This window comes from Mycobacterium parmense (genome assembly GCF_010730575.1).
Taxonomy (GTDB): Bacteria; Actinomycetota; Actinomycetes; order Mycobacteriales; family Mycobacteriaceae; genus Mycobacterium; species Mycobacterium parmense.
On record NZ_AP022614.1, the window covers coordinates 4,771,463 to 4,789,262 of the forward strand.

Consider the following 17,800-nt stretch of genomic DNA (forward strand, 5'->3'; position numbering starts at 1 on the left):
AGAACACGTTGTAGTTCAGGAGAGAAACTTAATGGCACCCCACATTCCGGCTGACTTCGACTTTCTCGATCCCGACGTCAACCTGGCGGGACTTCCCGTAACCGAACTCGCCCAGCTCCGGGCGTCCGAGCCGATCCACTGGGTCAGCGTCCCCGAAGGCTGCGGAGGCTTCGAAGACAACGGCTACTGGCTTCTCACCAAGCATGCCGACGTCAAGGAGGTCTCCCGCCGCAGCGACCTCTTCTCCAGTTGGCAGAACGGGGCGATCCCCACGTGGCCGCCGGAGATGAAGCGGGAGCAGGTCGAGCTGCAGCGCAGCGTCATGCTGAACATGGACGCGCCGCACCACACCCGGCTGCGCAAGATCATCTCCCGCGGGTTCACGCCACGCGCGATCGGGCGCCTGGAGGCCGAGCTCGCCCAGCGCGCCCAGAACATCGCCAAGGCGGCGGCGGCGGAGGGCGTCGGCGACTTCGTCGAGCAGGTGTCGTGTGAGCTGCCGCTGCAGGCCATCGCCGGCTTGCTCGGCGTGCCGCAGGAGGACCGCGACAAGCTCTTCCGCTGGTCCAACGAGATGACGGGCGGCACCGACCCCGAATACGCCGACGTCGATCCCGCGCAGTCGTCGATGGAACTGATCATGTACGCGATGGCGATGGCCGCGGAGCGCAACCAGAATCCCACCGACGACATCGTCACCACGCTGATCCAGGCCGACATCGACGGGGAGAAGCTCTCCGACGACGAGTTCGGTTTCTTCGTCGTCATGCTCGCGGTGGCGGGAAACGAGACCACCCGCAACTCGATCACCCACGGGATGATCGCCTTCGCGAACAACCCCGACCAGTGGGAGCTGTTCAAGCGGGAGCGCCCGTCCACGACCGCCGACGAGATCGTCCGCTGGGCGACACCGGTCTCGGCCTTCCAGCGCACCGCCAACGAGGACACCGAACTGGGCGGCGTTCAGATCAAGAAGGGCCAGCGGCTGGTGATGTCTTACCGCTCGGCCAATTTCGACGACGAGGTCTTCGACGACCCCTACACGTTCAACATCCTGCGCGACCCGAACCCGCACGTGGGATTCGGCGGCACCGGTGCGCACTATTGCATCGGCTCCAACCTCGCGCGCATGACGATCAACCTGATCTTCAACGCCGTTGCGGACCACATGCCGGACCTCAAGCCGGTCGGCGAGCCCGAGCGGTTGCGGTCGGGCTGGCTCAACGGCATCAAGCACTGGCAGGTCGACTACACCGGTAAGAACTGATGGACTTCGACCTCACCCCGACGCAGCGGGCCGTCGCCGACGTCGTGACGTCGGTGCTGGATCGGGAGTTGACGTGGGACGCCCTGGTCAGCGGGGGAGTGGCGGCACTACCGGTGCCCGAACGCCTCGGCGGCGACGGCGTGGGCATCGCCGAGGTCGCGACCGTGCTCACCGAGGCGGGCCGGCACGGCGCGATCACGCCGGCGCTCGCGAGCCTGGGCTTGGGTGTCGTGCCGTTGCTGGACCTGGCCTCCGACGCCCAACAGGACCGGTTCTTGGCCGGGGTGGCCAAGGGCGGCGTGCTCACAGCGGCGCTCAACGAGCCTGGCGCCGCGCTCCCGGACCGGCCGTCGACCAGGCTCTCGGGCGGCCGCCTCTCGGGCACCAAAGTCGGCGTCGGCTATGCGGGGCAATCGGATTGGATGATCGTGACCGCGGACAGCGGGGTCGCGGTGGTGTCGCCGAAGGCCGAGGGCGTGCGGCTGGTGCACACGCCGACGTCCAATGGTTCCGACGAGTACACGGTGACGTTCTCCGACGTGACCGTAGACGACGCCGACGTTCTCGCCGGCGCTTCGGCGCAGCGGGTCAACCAGCTTGCGTTGGCGCTGACCGGCGCCTATGTGGACGGGCTGGTGGCCGGCGCGCTGCGGTTGACCGCGGACTACGTGGCCAACCGCAAGCAGTTCGGCAAGCCGCTGTCGACGTTCCAGACCGTCGCGGCGCAGCTCGCCGAGATCTACATCGCCTCGCGCACCATCGATTTGGTGGCCAAGTCGGTCGTCTGGCGGTTGTCGGAGGGGCTGGACGCCGACTCCGACCTGGAGGTCCTCGGGTACTGGGTGACTTCGCAGGCGCCGCCGGTGATGCAACTCTGCCACCACCTGCACGGCGGCATGGGCATGGACATCACCTACCCGATGCACCGGTACTACTCCACGATCAAAGACCTGTCCCGGCAGCTGGGCGGGCCTTCTCATCGCCTTGACCTGGTGGGGATCGCAAGCGCGGCGCAACCAAGCGCCGGCCCAGAAACGTTGGTGGGAGCCTGATGTTCATCGACCTGACCCCCGAGCAGCGTCAGCTGCAAGCCGATCTGCGGAAATACTTCTCGAATCTCATCTCTTCCGACGAGATGAAGGCGATGGAGAAGGACCGGCATAACGAGGCCTACCGCGCGGTCATCCGGCGGATGGGCAAGGACGGCATGCTCGGTGTCGGGTGGCCGAAAGAGTACGGCGGCCAGGGGTTCGGCCCCGTCGAGCAGTCGATCTTCGTCAACGAGGCGCACCGGGCCGACGTGCCCCTGCCCGCGGTGACGCTGCAGACGGTCGGTCCGGTGCTGCAGCAATTCGGCAGCGAACTGCAGAAGAAGAAGTTCCTGCCGGCCATCCTGGCCGGCGAGGTGCACTTCGCGATCGGCTACAGCGAACCCGAGGCGGGCACCGACCTGGCGTCGTTGCGGACCGCCGCGGTGCGCCAGGGCGACGAGTACATCGTCAACGGACAGAAGATGTGGACCACCGGCGGGCACGACGCCGACTATGTCTGGCTGGCCTGCCGCACCGACCCGGAAGCGGTGAAGCACAAAGGCATTTCGATCCTGATCGTCGACACCAAGGACCCCGGCTACTCGTGGACGCCGGTCATCCTGTCCGACGGCGCCCACCACACCAACGCGACGTACTACAACGACGTGCGGGTGCCGGCCGACATGCTGGTCGGCGAGGAGAACGGTGGCTGGCGGCTGATCACCACCCAGCTCAACAACGAGCGGGTCATGCTCGGGCCCGCGGGCCGCACGGCGGGCATCTACGACCGGTTGCACGCCTGGGCGTCCAGGCCCGGCGGCGACGGTGTCACCCCCCTCGACCGCCCCGACGTCAAGCGCGCCCTCGGCGAGATCTATGCGATGTGGCGGATCAACGAGCTGCTCAACTGGCAGGTGGCCGCGGCCGGCGAGGACATCAACGTGGCCGACGCCGCGTCCACGAAAGTGTTCGGCACCGAGCGCATCCAGTACATCGGGCGGCTCGCCGAGGAGATCGTCGGCCGATACGGCGACCCTGCCGAGCCTGACACCGCCGAACTGCTCGACTGGCTGGACTCGCAGACCAAGCGCAATCTCGTCATCACCTTCGGCGGCGGCGTCAACGAGGTGATGCGGGAGATGATCGCCGCCGCCGGCCTCAAGGTGCCCAGGGTGCCTCGATGACGGACATCGCGAAGGCCGTCGCGGAGATCACGGCCACCGTGGTGGCCAAGCCCCGCGCGGGCCGGGACCCCGTGAACCTGCCGATCATCAACAACTGGGTGGAAGCGCTCGGCGACCGCAACCCGATCTACACCGACGAGGCCGCGGCGCGCGCCGCCGGTCACCCGGGAATCGTGGCTCCGCCGGCCATGATTCAGGTCTGGACGATGTTCGGCCTGGGCGGCGAGCGTCCGACGGACGATCCCATGGGGCCCATCATGGAGCTGTTCGACCGCGCCGGGTATGTCGGCGTGGTGGCCACCAACTGCGAGCAGACCTACCACCGGTATCTGCGGCCCGGCGAGCAGGTGACCGTTTCCTCCGAGATGCGCGACGTCGTCGGGCCCAAGCAGACCGCGCTCGGTGAGGGCTGGTTCATCAACCAGCACATCACCTGGCGCGTAGGTGACGAGGATGTCGCCGAAATGGCCTGGCGCATACTCAAGTTCAAGCCGAGCGAAGCCGCCGGCGCGGCTCCGGTGCCCGAGGATCTGGACCCCGAGGTCATGATGCGCCCCGCGGTGTCGCGTGACACCGCGTTCTTCTGGGAGGGCGTCGAGGCACACGAGCTGCGCATCCAGCGCAGGCCCGACGGCAGCCTGCAGCACCCGCCGGTGCCGGCGGTGTGGCAGGACAAAGAGCGGGCGATCGACTACGTGGTGGCCGCCGGCACGGGCACGGTGTTCAGCTACGTGGTCCACCATGCGCCCAAGGTGCCCGGCCGGACGCTGCCGTTCGTCATCGCGCTGGTGGAACTCGACGAGGGCGTCCGCATGCTGGGCGAGCTGCGTGGGGTGGAGCCCGCCGAGGTCAAGATCGGGATGCCCGTCCGCGCAACCTATCTCGACTTTCCGGCCGGCGAGGCCGCTCCGGCGTGGACCCTGTACGCCTGGGAGCCGTCGGCATGAGCGCACCCGTTGTCGAGGTGGGCACGGTGCTGCCCGAACTCAAGATCTACGGCGACCCCACCTTCATCATCTCGACGGCCATCGCCACGCGCGACTTCCAGGACGTGCACCACGACCGGGACCTGGCGCAGGCCAAGGGATCCAAGGACATCTTCGTCAACATCCTCACCGATACCGGGCTGGTGCAGCGGTTCATCACCGACTGGGCCGGGCCGTCCGCACGGATCAAGTCGATCGGGTTGCGGCTGGGGGTGCCTTGGTATGCCTACGACACGGTCACCTTCAGCGGTGATGTCACCGCGGTCGAGGACGGTCTGATCACGGTGAAGGTGTTCGGCCGCAACAGTCTTGGCGACCACGTCATCGCGACGGTAACGCTGACGATGGGGGACGCGTGATGTTGTCGGGCAAGGCCGCGATCGTCGGCATCGGAGCCACGGACTTCTCCAAGAACTCCGGCCGCAGCGAGTTGCGACTGGCGGCCGAGGCCGTCCTGGACGCGCTGCAGGACGCCGGCTTGTCGCCGTCGGACGTCGACGGTCTGACGACCTTCACGATGGACACCAACAACGAGACCGCGGTGGCGCGCGCGGCGGGCATCGGGGAGCTGAAGTTCTTCTCGCAGATCGGTTACGGCGGTGGGGCGGCCTGTGCGACCGTCGCGCAGGCCGCGATGGCCGTCGCCACCGGGGTGGCCGACGTCGTGGTGGCCTACCGCGCGTTCAACGAGCGGTCCGGCATGCGGTTCGGCCAGGTGCAGACGCGATTGGCGGGAAGTGCCGGCGTGCAGGCCGATTCCACCGCGGCCGACAACTCGTTCTCCTACCCGCACGGGCTCTCCACGCCGGCGGCTCAGGTCGCGATGATCGCCCAGCGCTACATGCACATGTCCGGGGCCACCAGCCGGGACTTCGGCGCGATCTCGGTGGCCGACCGCAGGCACGCCGCCAAGAACCCGAAGGCGTACTTTTACGAGAAGCCGATCACCATCGAGGAGCACCAGAATTCGCGCTGGATCGCCGAGCCGCTGCGGCTGCTGGACTGCTGCCAGGAGACCGACGGTGCGGTCGCGATCGTGGTGACGTCGCCGGAGCGTGCGCGGGACCTCAAGCAGCGGCCGGCGGTGATCGAGGCGGCGGCGCAGGGTTCCAGCCCCGACCAGTACACGATGGTCAGCTACTACCGTCCCGAGCTCGGCCTGCCCGAGATGGGCGTCGTCGGTCGGCAACTGTGGGGGCAGTCGGGTCTTTCGCCCGCCGATATCCAGACCGCCGTCCTGTACGACCACTTCACGCCCTTCACGCTGATTCAGTTGGAGGAGCTGGGTTTCTGCGGTCGCGGCGAGGCAAAGGACTTCATCGCCGACGGTGCGATCGAGCTGGGCGGGCGGCTGCCCATCAACACCCACGGCGGCCAGCTCGGTGAGGCCTACATCCACGGCATGAACGGCATCGCCGAGGGGGTGCGGCAGTTGCGCGGCACCTCGGTGAACCCGGTCCCCGACGTCGAACACGTCCTCGTCACCGCGGGCACCGGCGTGCCCACGTCGGGCCTGATCCTGGGCTGAGTTCGCCCGGCGCGCGCCTGCCCGGCGCGCGCCTGCTTGGCAAGTACCGCCGAGTGTGCGGCGAGCCGCACATTCGGCGGCCAGTGTGCGGCCAGCCGCACACTCGCTAGGTGAAGTGACGCCCGCGGGGCCCCATGCGACGCTGCGGGGTCATGGGAGTCCCCTTCATCGGCAGCGAGGCCATCGCTGCCGGGAGATTGACCAAGGCCGAACTGGCGACGCGGTACCGTCGGCTGTTCCCCGACGTCTACATCGAGCGTGAAGCACTCGTCACGGCGGAGATACGGGCGCTGGCGGGCTGGCTCTGGACCGGACGGCGAGGCGTCGTCGCAGGCTTCGCCGCGGCGGCGTTGCACGGCAGCAACTGGGTCGACGATGCCCAGGTTGTTGACCTGATTCACGACAATCGACGCGGGCCGCCCGGGATTCGGACCCATCGCGAACGCATCGAGGAAGACGAAATGCAGACGGTTGCCGGCATACCGGTGACATCCCCGGTCAGGACGGCGCTGGATCTCGGTTGTTGGTACCCGACGACGGGCGCGGTAGCGGCCATAGATGCCCTGGCCCGCGAGACCGAGATCAAGGCGGCCGATGTGGAGGCGCTGGCACTCAGATACGGTGGACGGCGCGGGATCTCGCGTGCGCGTACCGCGGTGGGCCTCTTCGATGCCGGTTCCCAATCACCCAAGGAGTCGTGGTTGCGGGTCGTGCTGATTCAAGCCGGACTGCCGCCGCCGCGAACCCAGATTCCCGTCGAAAACCGGATCGGCGACGTATTCGCCTACCTCGATATGGGTTGGGACGACCTCAAAGTCGCCGTCGAGTACGACGGCGAGCAGCATCGCAGCGACCGCCGGCAGTACACGAGGGACGTCCGGCGACTGGAGATGCTCGAGCGACTCGGCTGGATCGTCGTCCGGGTGGTGGCGGGTGACCGGCCAGCCGAGATCGTGAGCCGTGTCAGGGCGGCCCGGGCCCGACGAGTGTGCGGCTAGCCGCACACTCGAAAACCAGTGTGCGGCTAGCCGCACACTGGGCGCCTACAGCTAGGCCGGGATCAGCTCGACGCCGCTGAGCACGACGGCGTTGTCGCGCGAGGGCGCGACAACGCCGGCCAGAAAGCGGTTGTCGTCCTTCCAGATGTCGACTCGCAACGTCTCCCCGGGGAACGCGACGCCGGCGAAGCGCGCGCCGTAGCCGGCGACGGCCGTGGCATCGCCGTCGAGCAGCGCGTCGGTGATCGCCTTGCAGGTCATGCCGTACGTACACAGGCCATGCAGAATGGGCCGCGAAAAGCCTGCTGCGGCAGCGAATTCCGGGTCGGAGTGCAGGGGGTTGCGATCGCCGCAGAGCCGGTAGAGCAGGGCCTGCTGCGGCAGGATCGGCATCGCAACCTCCAGGTCGGGGGCGCGGTCGGGCGTGCTGTCAGAACTCGAAGGCCCCCGGGAGCCGCCGAATCCCCCTTCGCCTCGCGCGAAGATCGACCGCTTCTGCGTCCACAGCAGCGTGCCGTCCGGCGCGGTGACCGTCGTCTCGCTCCAGATCACCGCGGCCTTGCCCTTGTCCCAGATGTCGGTGAAGCGTGTCACGGCGCGGGCCGAACCCGACGGTGGCAGCGGCGCGGGCACTTGCACACGCTCGCTGGCGTGCAGCACCTTGCCCAGCTCGATGTCGATGCCGGGGAACTGCACCGTCGGCGGCGTGGTCATGTGGAAGCTTGCGGCCACGTTGCCGAACGTCGGCAACACCTGCGGGGTGTCGTCGATCAGGTAGCGCAGCTCGCGGGGGTTCGTCGGGTCGGAGCCGGCGCCCAGGCCCAGGTGATACAGCTGCACGTCGCTGCTGACCCAGGAGAAGTCGATGGGCTCCAGTTCGGCGGCCAGGGCGACGTCTACGTCGATGGGCATGTCAGCGTTCTCCCGCGATGTGCAGCGCGGCCAGATAGCCGAAGGTCATCGCCGGGCCGATCGTCCCACCCGGACCGGGATACGTGTGTCCCATCACCGGGGCGCTGACATTGCCTGCGGCATAGAGCCCTTCGATGACGCTGCCGTCGTCGCGCAGCGCGCGGCCGTGGACATCGGTGCGGACGCCGCCCTTGGTGCCGAGGTCACCGGGCACCATCTTGGCGGCGTAGTACGGCGCGTGCCTGATCTCACCGAGGTTCGGGTTCGGCTTGTTGGTGGGATCGCCGTAGTAGCGGTCGTACGCGCTCTCGCCGCGGTGGTAGTCCTGGTCGACCCCGGACCGCGCGAATCCGTTGAAACGTTCGACGGTGGCGGTCAACTGGTCGACCGGCAGGCCGGCCTTGTCGGCCAACTCGGCGAGCGTGCCGGCCTGGATGACGACGCCGGACTCCAGCCACTTGCGTGGAATACGTTGCCCGGGATTGAGTCCGGCGAAGATGTAGCGATCCCGGTACTGCTGGTCGAAAATCAGCCAGGCGGGGATGTTCTCACCCGGACCGGGGCCCTGGCCGAACTCCCCGCCGTACATGTGATGGCAGGCCTCGACGTAGGGCATCGACTCGTTCATGAAGCGCTTGCCCGACATGTTGACGATGATCGACCCCGGCGAGTTGCGCTCCGACAGCGCGAACCAGGGGGAGCCCACCAGCGGCACCGTCGGGCCCCACCAGGCGTCCTCCATCAGATCCAGTGCGGCGCCAAGCTTTTCGGCGGCGACGATACCGTCGCCGGTGTTGGCCTTGGCGCCGACCGTCCACTCGGTGGTGATGGGCGCGCGCTGGTACTTGACCCGCATCTGCTCGTTGTGCTCGAAACCGCCCGACGCCAGGATCACGCCGCGCCGGGCCCGGATGAGCCGGGGCTCAACGCGTTCGGACGCATCGCTCACATAAACTCCGCGCACGACGCCGTCCTCGACGTAGAGGTCCGTCAACGCCGTGTTGAGCAGCACCGGGACCCCGGCTCGCTGCAGGCCGATCCGCAAGGGACCGATCAAGGCGCGCCCCATGCCGACGAGGTTCTTCCCGGTCGCCTTCGCCCACATGGTGCGGCCGCCGACCTTCAGGCTGCGCAGCACGCCACGCGGGTGCCGCTTGAGCTGGTTGAGCCGCACGTAATCCTGTTGCATGACAACGACGTTCAACGGGACCTTGCCGTACGCAGGCTCCAGCCCCGCCTCGTCGGGGCCGAGCTTTCGGGCGTCGAACGGCTTCGGCTCGATCGAGCGGCCCTCGGCGCGACCGCCCGGCGCCTCGGGGTAGTAGTCCGAATAGCGCGGCACCCAGCACATCTTCAGCGGCGTGTGCTTCAGCACGAACGAGAGCATCTCGGGACCGCGCTCGAGGTAGGTGTCGATGCGCTCCGGCTCGACCCCGCTCACCGACTTGTCGCCGATGATGCCGTGCAGGTAGGTGCGCGCCGCGGTGGTGGTGTCGCGCACCCGGTGGCGTTCGAGCACCTCGTTGTTGGGAATCCACACGCCGCCGCCGGACCGCGCGGTGGAGCCGCCGAAGTGGGGAGCCTTCTCGATGACTACTGTCGATAGACCGCGGTGCGCGGCGGTGAGGGCAGCTACCATGCCGGCACCGCCGCTGCCGACCACGACGACGTCGTACTCCTGCGCTGTCATGTAGAACACGTTATAGAATTGCCCGGGTAGGGCGCTACCGGCCCGGTCAAACGGACGAGGGGACTTCGGTAAATGCTCAGTGTTGCAGTCCGCGACGAGCTGGCCGCCGACCTGGCGCAAGCGGAGCGGAGCCGTGAGCCCATGGCCCCGTTGACCGCCGGCCACCCCGACATCGACGTCGTCGACGCCTACGAGATCCAGCTGATCAACATCCGGCAGCGCGTCGCCGAGGGCGCGCGGGTGGTGGGGCACAAGGTCGGCCTGTCCAGCAAGGCGATGCAGCAGATGATGGGCGTCGACGAGCCCGACTACGGGCACCTGCTCGACGAGATGCAGGTGTTCGAGGACACCCCCGTGAAGGCCGGCCGCTACCTCTATCCCCGGGTCGAGGTCGAGGTGGGCTTCATCCTGGCCGAGGACCTGCCCGGCGCCGGATGCACCGAGGACGACGTGCTCGCGGCGACCGAGGCCCTGGTGCCGTCGATCGAGCTGATCGACACCCGGATCACCGACTGGAAGATCGCTCTGTGCGACACGATCGCCGACAACGCGTCGTCGGCGGGGTTCGTGCTGGGTGAGGCGCGGGTGTCGCCCGCCGACCTCGACGTCAAGACCATCGACGCGGTGCTGACCCGCAACGGCGAGGTTATTGCCGAGGGCCGCAGCGACGCCGTGCTGGGCAATCCGGTGACCGCGGTCGCGTGGCTGGCCCGCAAGGTGGAAAGCTTCGGGGTGCGGCTGCGTAAAGGCGACGTCGTGCTCCCCGGTTCGTGCACGCGGGCGATAGATGCACACGCCGGAGACCAGTTCGTCGCCGACTTCACGGGCCTGGGTTCCGTGCGGTTGTCGTTCGAATAATCTCGAATTACTTTCGAAATTGAATACCAGGAGCGTTTGATATGCCCTCGAAGGCGAGTGTGGCCATTGTCGGGTCGGGAAACATCAGCACCGATCTGCTCTACAAGCTCCTGCGGTCCGACTGGCTGGAACCGCGCTGGATGGTCGGCATCGACCCGCAGAGCGAGGGCCTGGCGCGGGCGCGCAAGCTTGGCCTGGAGACCACCCACGAAGGCGTCGACTGGCTGCTGGCGCAGTCCGAGAAGCCCGACCTGGTGTTCGAGGCGACCAGCGCCTACGTGCACCGCGACGCCGCACCCAAGTACGCGGCGGCGGGGATCCGGGCCGTCGACCTGACGCCGGCCGCGGTCGGCCCGGCGGTGATCCCGCCGGCGAACCTGCGCGAGCACCTGGACGCGCCGAACGTCAACATGATCACCTGCGGGGGCCAGGCCACGATTCCGATCGTGTACGCGGTGTCGCGCGCCGTGGCCGAGTCGGGCGGCGTGCCGTACGCGGAGATCGTCGCGTCGGTTGCGTCGTTGTCGGCGGGCCCGGGCACCCGGGCCAACATCGACGAGTTCACCAAGACCACCAGCAAGGGCGTGGAGACCATCGGCGGCGCCCGGCGTGGCAAGGCCATCATCATCCTGAACCCGGCCGACCCGCCGATGATCATGCGCGACACCATCTTCTGCGCCATCCCCGAGGATGCCGACCGCGACGCGATCGCCAAGTCCATCCACGACGTGGTGGCCGAGGTGCAGACCTATGTGCCGGGCTACCGGCTGCTCAACGAGCCGCAGTTCGACGACCCGTCGATGAACTCCGGAGGCCAAGCCCTGGTCACCACGTTCGTCGAGGTCGAGGGCGCCGGGGACTACCTGCCGCCGTACGCCGGGAACCTGGACATCATGACCGCGGCGGCCACCAAGGTCGGCGAGGAGATCGCCAAGGAGTCCCTGACGGCGGCCGCCGGGACGGCGGAAGGAGCGCAAGCATGAGCGACATCTTCTTCAACCCGGTCTGGGACGTCCGCATCACCGACACGTCGCTGCGCGACGGGTCGCACCACAAGCGCCACCAGTTCACCAAGGACGAGGTCCACGGCATCGTGGCGGCGCTCGACGCCGCCGGGGTGCCGGTGATCGAGGTGACGCACGGCGACGGGCTGGGCGGGTCCTCGTTCAACTACGGCTTCTCCAAGACCCCGGAGCAGGAGCTGATCAAACTCGCCGCCGAGACCGCCAAGGAGGCCAAGATCGCCTTTCTGATGCTGCCGGGGGTGGGCACCAAAGAGGACATCAAGGAGGCGCAGGACAACGGCGGCTCGATTTGCCGGATCGCCACCCACTGCACCGAGGCCGACGTCTCCATCCAGCACTTCGGCCTGGCCCGCGAGCTGGGCCTCGAGACCGTCGGGTTCCTGATGATGAGTCACACCATCCCGCCGGAGAAGCTGGCGGCCCAGGCGCGCATCATGGCCGACGCGGGTTGCCAGTGCGTCTACGTCGTCGACTCCGCGGGCGCCCTGGTGCTCGACGGGGTGGCCGACCGGGTGGCCGCGCTGGTCGCCGAACTCGGCGACGACGCCCAGGTGGGCTTCCACGGGCACGAAAACCTCGGCCTGGGGGTTGCCAACTCGGTGGAGGCGGTGCGTGCGGGCGCCAAGCAGATCGACGGCAGCGTGCGCCGCTTCGGGGCGGGCGCGGGCAACGCGCCGGTCGAGGCGCTGATCGGGGTGTTCGACAAGATCGGCGTCAAGACGGGCATCGACTTCTTCGACATCGCCGACGCCGCCGAGGACGTGGTGCGCCCGGCCATGCCCGCCGAGTGCCTGCTCGACCGCAACGCGCTGATCATGGGGTATTCGGGGGTCTACTCCAGCTTCCTCAAGCACGCGGTGCGCCAGTCGGAGCGCTACGGCGTGCCGGCCCACCAGCTGTTGCACCGGGCCGGTCAGCGCAAGCTGATCGGCGGCCAGGAGGACCAGCTGATCGACATCGCGCTGGAGATCAAGCGCGAGCAGGACAGCGGCGCCGCCGTCACGCGGTGACGCTTGTATGAATTAGCTATCAGATGGCTCACATCCGCCGGAACCTGAGATTTATCACCCCGGTTTGGCATAGTTTTGTGACTATCGACTGAAGTCGTCGCCGAGGGGACCCGATGAGTTTCTTTACGCTGCCGCCGGAGATCAATTCACTGCTGATGTACTCTGGCGCCGGATCCGCGCCGATGCTGCAGGCAGCGGCTGCGTGGAACGGGTTGGCTTCCGAGCTTTCGGCGGCGGCCGAGTCCTTCAGCTCGGTCACATCGAATCTGGCGAGCCAGGCGTGGCAGGGTGCGGCGGCGGCGGCGATGGCGCAGGCGGCGGCCCCTTACGCCGGCTGGCTCAACGCGGCAGCGACTCAGGCAGCGGGGGCGGCCGCCCAGGCCCAGGCGGTGGCCAGTTCGTTCGAGGCCGCTCTGGCGGCCACGATTCACCCGCTGGAGGTGCAGGCCAACCGCAACGGCCTGGTGAACCTCGTGATGTCGAACTTCTTCGGGCAGAACTGGCCGGCGATCGCGCAGACCGAATTCAACTACGCGGAGATGTGGGCCCAGGACGTGGCGGCGATGGTGGGCTACCACGGCGGGGCGTCGGCGGCTGCCGGCCAGCTGCTGTCGGGTCAGGCCAGCCTGCCGATGCTGCCGAGCCTGCCCGGCATGCCGATGGGCGGCGTGGGCGGCGCCTCGAATGGCGGCGTTGCCGGGCCGACCTCCGCGGGTGGCGCCGCCGCGGCGGGCGCCGGGACTCCCGGCGCGACCGGCGCCGGTGGTGCGGTCCAGGGCGGCGGCGGCGGTGGTTCTGTGGGCGATGTCGGTAACACGGGCGTCGTGGCGACGGCTGCGCCGAGCGGTGACGGCGGATACGTCGCCGCAGACGCGGGCAGCGGCACCGTCGTGGCCGGCCAGTCCGGCGACCCCGGTGCGACGTTGGCCGGCGGGCCCGCGCAGGTCGCCGGCGGCGGCGGTGGCGGCGGCGGCGGCATGAACCCCGGCGTCATGGGCGCGGGGATGGGCGCGATGATGATGGCCCGCGCGGCGGGCTCGGCGAGCTCTCAAGACGGCGGCTCGCTGGGCATGGGCCCGGCGGTGAAGATCCCGGGCACGTCGAGCTTCGAAGAGGAGACGACGGCCGTCGAGCGGGTGGAAGAGGCCGCCGTGGTGGAAGAGGAGGCCCTCGCGGCCGCGACGCCTCTGGCCAGCACTCCGGACGCGGCCAAGCCCGCCGCGGCGGTCACCCAGCCCATGCACGCGGCGCCGGAAGAAGCCCGCGGCCCGCGCGAGCGGATCGCCGTGGAGTACCCGGAGCCGGAGATCGAGCCCCTGAAAGCCCGCGCCAACTAGCGGCCGGGATTCCCGCCGGGCCGACGCGGGTAATCTCGATTTCATGACGGACACTTCTGGATTTCTTCGTCGCGGGCTGCCGGCCGCAGGTCTGCTCGGTGTCGCCGTCTGCGCGCTGATCGCGGTGCCGGCGGCCAACGCAGCTCCCGCGTGCAATCAGACCGTGGGCGACTCGATCAACTCCTACCTGATCCGCCATCCGGATGTGAAGGCGCAACTGCAGGCGCGGTCCAGCGCCGAGGGCGACGGCGGCAACGTCATCGACTACCTGAATCGCCATCCGGACGTGCGGCAGCATCTGATCGACCTGTCGCAGCAGTGCGCCTCGTAGCGATTCGGACTCGTTTCCCGACGCTGCGGGCGACACGCGAGAATGTTCGCCATTGACTCAAAATGAGAACACGTTCTAGCGTCTAGGCGTGCTCTCTGATTCCGTCTCCGGACCCCTCACCGATGCGATCGCCGAAGCCGAAAAACTTGTGGCGGCCGCGCCGCACATCGAGACCGAGGCCGACCTCCTCGAGGGGCTGCAGTACCTGGCGGGCTGCATTGCGGGCTGCATGCACCTGGCCTTCGACTACGAGCGCGACCACCCGTTCCTGCAGTCGGGCACCGGGCCGTTCACCAAGATGGGCCTGGACAACCCCGACACCCTCTACTTCGGTACGCGGGTGCGGGCCGACCACGACTACGTCGTCACCGGCAAGCGCGGCACCACCACCGACCTGAGTTTCCAGCTGCTCGGCGGCGAGTACACCGACGACAACGTGCCTGCCAGCCAGGCCGCGTTCGACGACCGTGAGCTCGAGATCGCCGCGGACGGCAGCTTCGAATGGCGAGTCCGGCCGACGAGTCCCGGGCAGCTGGTGATCCGCGAGGTGTACGGGGACTGGGCGGCGCAACGGGGCACGCTGGCGATCGCCCGGCTGGACACCGCGGGGACCGCGCCGCCGCCGCTGTCGCGGCAGACGCTCGAAAAGCGTTATGCCACAGCGGGCAAACAACTGGTCAACCGGGTGAAGACCTGGCTGCAGTTCCCGCAGTGGTTCTACTTCGACCTTCCCGTCAACACCATGGTGGCGCCGCGCCTGACACCGGGCGGCCTGGCGACCCAGTACTCGTCGGTCGGGCATTTCGAGCTGCGCCCCGACCAGGCGCTGGTGATCACCATCCCGGTCACCGATGCGCCCTACCTCGGTTTCCAGCTGGGAAGCCTCTGGTACATCTCGCTCGACTACATCAACCACCAGACCTCGCTGAACAACACCCAGGCGCAAGCGGATCCGGACGGCAAGGTGCGCATCGTCGTCGCCGACCAGAACCCCGGCGTGACCAACTGGGTCGAAACGCTGGGCCATCGCAAGGGCATCCTGCAATTCCGCTGGCAACGCGTCTCGCGTCAGCTGACCGAGGCCGACGGCCCCACCGTCGAGTTGGTGGACTTCGAAGCCGTGCCGGCCGCGCTGCCGCACTTCGACCACAACAAGATCTCCGACGACGAGTGGCGAGCGCGAATCGCGTTGCGTCAACAACAGATTGCGGCGAGGATGCTGGGGTGACGATGTCAGGGATGCTCGATCAGAAGGTGGTCATCATCAGCGGCGTCGGGCCCGGGCTGGGCACCACGCTGGCGCACCGGTGCGCGAGCGAGGGTGCCGACCTGGTGCTGGCCGCCCGCACCGTCGAACGGTTGGAGGAACTGGCCAAGCAGGTCAACGACACCGGGCGCAAGGCGCTGGCGGTGCGTGCCGACATCACCGACGACGAAGAGGTGGCATACCTCGTCGAGACGACGATGGCGACCTACGGCAAGGCCGACGTGTTGGTCAACAACGCCTTCCGGGTGCCGTCGATGAAGCCGTTGGCCGCGACCAGTTTTCAGCACATCCGCGACGCGATCGAGCTCAGCGCGCTGGGGGCGCTGCGGCTGATCCAGGCGTTCACACCGGCGCTGGAGCGCTCGCACGGGTCGATCGTCAACGTCAACTCGATGGTGCTGCGGCACTCGCAGGCCAAGTACGGCGCCTACAAGATGGCGAAGTCCGCGCTGCTGTCCATGTCGCAGTCGCTGGCGACCGAACTGGGCGAAAAGGGCATACGGGTAAATTCCGTTGCCCCGGGCTACATCTGGGGCGACACCCTGAAGGGCTACTTCGAGCATCAGGCGGGCAAGTACGGCACCACGATGGACCAGATCTACCAGGCGACCGCGGCCAACTCCGATCTCAAGCGGCTGCCGACCGAGGACGAGGTGGCCTCGGCGATATTGTTCCTCGCCAGCGACCTGTCCAGCGGCATCACCGGGCAGACGCTGGACGTGAACTGCGGGGAGTACCACACGTAATGGCCGAACGGACCGACGTCGCCACCGTCGACGAGCTGCACGCCTCGGCCACCAAAGTGACCGGTCTCGACGATTTCGGCAGCGACGACGACAACTACCTCGAAGCGTTGCACGTGCTGCTCGAATCGTACCGGCGCGAGGCCGGCCTGACGGCGCTGGGCAGCAAGATGAACCGCTTCTTCCTGCGTGGCGCGCTGGTGGCCCGGCTGCTGAGCGAATCCGCGTGGAAGCAATACCCGCAACACGCCCACGTCCAGATCGAGCGGCCGATCTTCGTCACGGGGCTGGTGCGCACCGGCACCACGGCGCTGCACCGGCTGCTGGGCGCCGACCCCGCCCATCAGGGCCTGCACATGTGGCTGGCGGAGTTCCCGCAGCCGCGCCCGCCCCGCGACACGTGGGACTCAAACCCGTTGTACCGCCAGCTCGATGCGCAATTCACGCAGCACCATCAGGACAACCCGGGCTACACGGGCCTGCATTTCATGGCCGCCTACGAGCTGGAGGAGTGCTGGCAGCTGCTACGCCAATCGCTGCACTCGGTGTCCTACGAGACGCTGGCGCACATCCCGAGTTACGCCCAGTGGTTGTCGCGTCAGGACTGGACGCCCTCTTACCGCCGGCACCGCCGAAACCTTCAGCTGATCGGGCTCAACGACGCCGACAAGCGTTGGGTACTGAAGAATCCCAGCCACCTGTTCGCGCTGGACGCCCTGATGACGACGTATCCGGACGCGCTGGTGATCCAGACGCATCGCCCGGTCGAGACGATCATGGCGTCGATGTGTTCGCTGGCTCAGCACACCGCAGACGGCTGGTCGACCACCTTCGTCGGCGCCCAGATCGGCGCTGACGCAATGGAAACCTGGTCACGAGGGTTGGAGCGGTTCGACGCCGCCCGGGCGAAATACGACCCGGCGCAGTTCTACGACGTGCAGTACCGCGACCTGATCGCCGACCCGATGGGCACGGTCGCCGACATCTACCGCCACTTCGGCATCACGCTGACCGACGAGGCGCGGGTGGCCATGGAGAAGAGCTACGGCGAGAGCCAGTCGGGTGAGCGTGCGCCCAAACACAAGTATTCCCTTGAGGATTACGGGCTGACGGTCGAGGCCGTCAAGGAGCGGTTCGCCGGGCTCTGACTGAAAGCCCGGCGCGGATCAGTCGGCGTCGGGCGCGTCGTCCAGGATGCCCTCGGCGACCGCGTGTTCGATGCTGTCGCCGAGTTTGGGACATGACCGCGTGCGCGCGGTGTCGCCGCCGGACGCGCGCACCTCGGCGAAATAGGCGCAGCGATTCGCCGCGTCGGTGTTCCACTGCACGGCGGTGTGGCCGGGACCCACCCGCCGGACGGTGACCGCGACGTGGCAGAACCGGCAATCCACCGATTGCATGCCCGAGCTCAGGTATCGTTCCCGGTCCGCGCGGGTGGCTTCGCGCACAGCGGCCGCGCGGTCCGGGTCGTTGCTGAAATCCCTTGACTTCGCCCACGCCTCGCCGTTGCGGCCCGTCCGGGACGATGCCTGGTCGTGGTCGTGGTCGTGGTCGTGGTGATCGCCGTGCAGCAACAGCATGGACCGCGCGAGCCGATCGACGTCGGGAATCGCCGGCTGGTCTTCAGGCATGG

18 protein-coding genes are annotated in these 17,800 nt (G+C 68.1%); 15 read left to right on the top strand and 3 right to left on the bottom strand.

Features of this window, described 5'->3' with window-relative positions; genetic code table 11:
* The first annotated feature begins 31 nt into the window (after positions 1-31).
* The 7 genes from G6N48_RS21980 to G6N48_RS22010 all read left to right on the top strand — a co-directional run bounded on the left by G6N48_RS21980 (position 32) and on the right by G6N48_RS22010 (position 6,994).
* Positions 32-1,267, top strand: a complete 1,236-nt coding sequence (locus tag G6N48_RS21980) for a cytochrome P450 (protein WP_085268248.1) — start codon at positions 32-34, stop codon at positions 1,265-1,267.
* Entirely contained in the window at positions 1,267-2,319 is a 1,053-nt protein-coding gene (locus G6N48_RS21985; RefSeq protein WP_085268249.1) for an acyl-CoA dehydrogenase family protein, read from the top strand. Before G6N48_RS21980 ends, G6N48_RS21985 begins: the two co-directional genes overlap by 1 nt.
* The gene (gene fadE29, locus G6N48_RS21990) at positions 2,319-3,482 is read left to right on the top strand and encodes an acyl-CoA dehydrogenase FadE29 (protein ID WP_085268250.1); all 1,164 of its coding nucleotides are present in this window, start codon (positions 2,319-2,321) and stop codon (positions 3,480-3,482) included. Before G6N48_RS21985 ends, fadE29 begins: the two co-directional genes overlap by 1 nt.
* Positions 3,479-4,429 (top strand): bifunctional MaoC family dehydratase N-terminal/OB-fold nucleic acid binding domain-containing protein, encoded by a 951-nt coding sequence (locus G6N48_RS21995; RefSeq protein WP_085268251.1) that lies wholly within the window; start codon positions 3,479-3,481, stop codon positions 4,427-4,429. Before fadE29 ends, G6N48_RS21995 begins: the two co-directional genes overlap by 4 nt.
* Entirely contained in the window at positions 4,426-4,827 is a 402-nt protein-coding gene (locus G6N48_RS22000) for a MaoC family dehydratase (protein ID WP_085268252.1), read from the top strand. The genes G6N48_RS21995 and G6N48_RS22000 overlap by 4 nt, the downstream gene beginning before the upstream one ends.
* Positions 4,827-5,996: a lipid-transfer protein gene (locus G6N48_RS22005; RefSeq protein ID WP_085268253.1), complete on the top strand. Its 1,170-nt coding sequence runs from the start codon at positions 4,827-4,829 to the stop codon at positions 5,994-5,996. Before G6N48_RS22000 ends, G6N48_RS22005 begins: the two co-directional genes overlap by 1 nt.
* 152 nt (positions 5,997-6,148) lie before the next feature.
* A complete protein-coding gene (locus G6N48_RS22010; RefSeq protein WP_085268254.1) occupies positions 6,149-6,994 on the top strand; it encodes an endonuclease domain-containing protein in 846 nt (281 codons plus the stop codon).
* 51 nt (positions 6,995-7,045) lie between these two features.
* Here the strand turns inward: G6N48_RS22010 and G6N48_RS22015 are convergent, their stop codons facing one another.
* Both G6N48_RS22015 and kstD read right to left on the bottom strand, forming a co-directional pair.
* On the bottom strand, positions 7,046-7,906 hold the full coding sequence (locus tag G6N48_RS22015; RefSeq protein ID WP_085268255.1) for a MaoC/PaaZ C-terminal domain-containing protein: 861 nt from the start codon (positions 7,904-7,906) through the stop codon (positions 7,046-7,048).
* 1 nt (position 7,907) lies between these two features.
* Positions 7,908-9,596 (bottom strand): 3-oxosteroid 1-dehydrogenase, encoded by a 1,689-nt coding sequence (gene kstD / locus G6N48_RS22020; protein WP_085268432.1) that lies wholly within the window; start codon positions 9,594-9,596, stop codon positions 7,908-7,910.
* Positions 9,597-9,668: 72 nt separating this feature from the next.
* Here kstD and G6N48_RS22025 point away from each other — a divergent pair, with 72 nt between their 5' ends.
* From G6N48_RS22025 to G6N48_RS22060, 8 genes are all read left to right on the top strand, one after another.
* Entirely contained in the window at positions 9,669-10,454 is a 786-nt protein-coding gene (locus tag G6N48_RS22025) for a 2-keto-4-pentenoate hydratase (protein WP_085268256.1), read from the top strand.
* A 41-nt stretch (positions 10,455-10,495) separates the two neighbouring features.
* Positions 10,496-11,437 (top strand): acetaldehyde dehydrogenase (acetylating), encoded by a 942-nt coding sequence (locus G6N48_RS22030; protein WP_085268257.1) that lies wholly within the window; start codon positions 10,496-10,498, stop codon positions 11,435-11,437.
* Positions 11,434-12,489 (top strand): 4-hydroxy-2-oxovalerate aldolase, encoded by a 1,056-nt coding sequence (gene dmpG, locus G6N48_RS22035; protein WP_085268258.1) that lies wholly within the window; start codon positions 11,434-11,436, stop codon positions 12,487-12,489. The genes G6N48_RS22030 and dmpG overlap by 4 nt, the downstream gene beginning before the upstream one ends.
* Positions 12,490-12,602: 113 nt before the next feature.
* Entirely contained in the window at positions 12,603-13,826 is a 1,224-nt protein-coding gene (locus tag G6N48_RS27960; RefSeq protein ID WP_085268259.1) for a PPE family protein, read from the top strand.
* A gap of 43 nt (positions 13,827-13,869) precedes the next feature.
* Positions 13,870-14,157, top strand: coding sequence for a hypothetical protein (locus tag G6N48_RS22045; protein WP_085268260.1), 288 nt, complete (start codon positions 13,870-13,872; stop codon positions 14,155-14,157).
* Positions 14,158-14,245: 88 nt separating this feature from the next.
* Positions 14,246-15,385, top strand: coding sequence for a hypothetical protein (locus G6N48_RS22050; RefSeq protein WP_085268261.1), 1,140 nt, complete (start codon positions 14,246-14,248; stop codon positions 15,383-15,385).
* A 2-nt stretch (positions 15,386-15,387) separates the two neighbouring features.
* Positions 15,388-16,170: an SDR family oxidoreductase gene (locus G6N48_RS22055; protein WP_085268262.1), complete on the top strand. Its 783-nt coding sequence runs from the start codon at positions 15,388-15,390 to the stop codon at positions 16,168-16,170.
* On the top strand, positions 16,170-17,315 hold the full coding sequence (locus tag G6N48_RS22060; protein WP_085268263.1) for a sulfotransferase family protein: 1,146 nt from the start codon (positions 16,170-16,172) through the stop codon (positions 17,313-17,315). The genes G6N48_RS22055 and G6N48_RS22060 overlap by 1 nt, the downstream gene beginning before the upstream one ends.
* A gap of 18 nt (positions 17,316-17,333) precedes the next feature.
* Here G6N48_RS22060 and G6N48_RS22065 read toward each other — a convergent pair whose 3' ends face one another.
* Positions 17,334-17,798: a hypothetical protein gene (locus tag G6N48_RS22065; protein WP_085268264.1), complete on the bottom strand. Its 465-nt coding sequence runs from the start codon at positions 17,796-17,798 to the stop codon at positions 17,334-17,336.
* Positions 17,799-17,800: the final 2 nt, after the last annotated feature.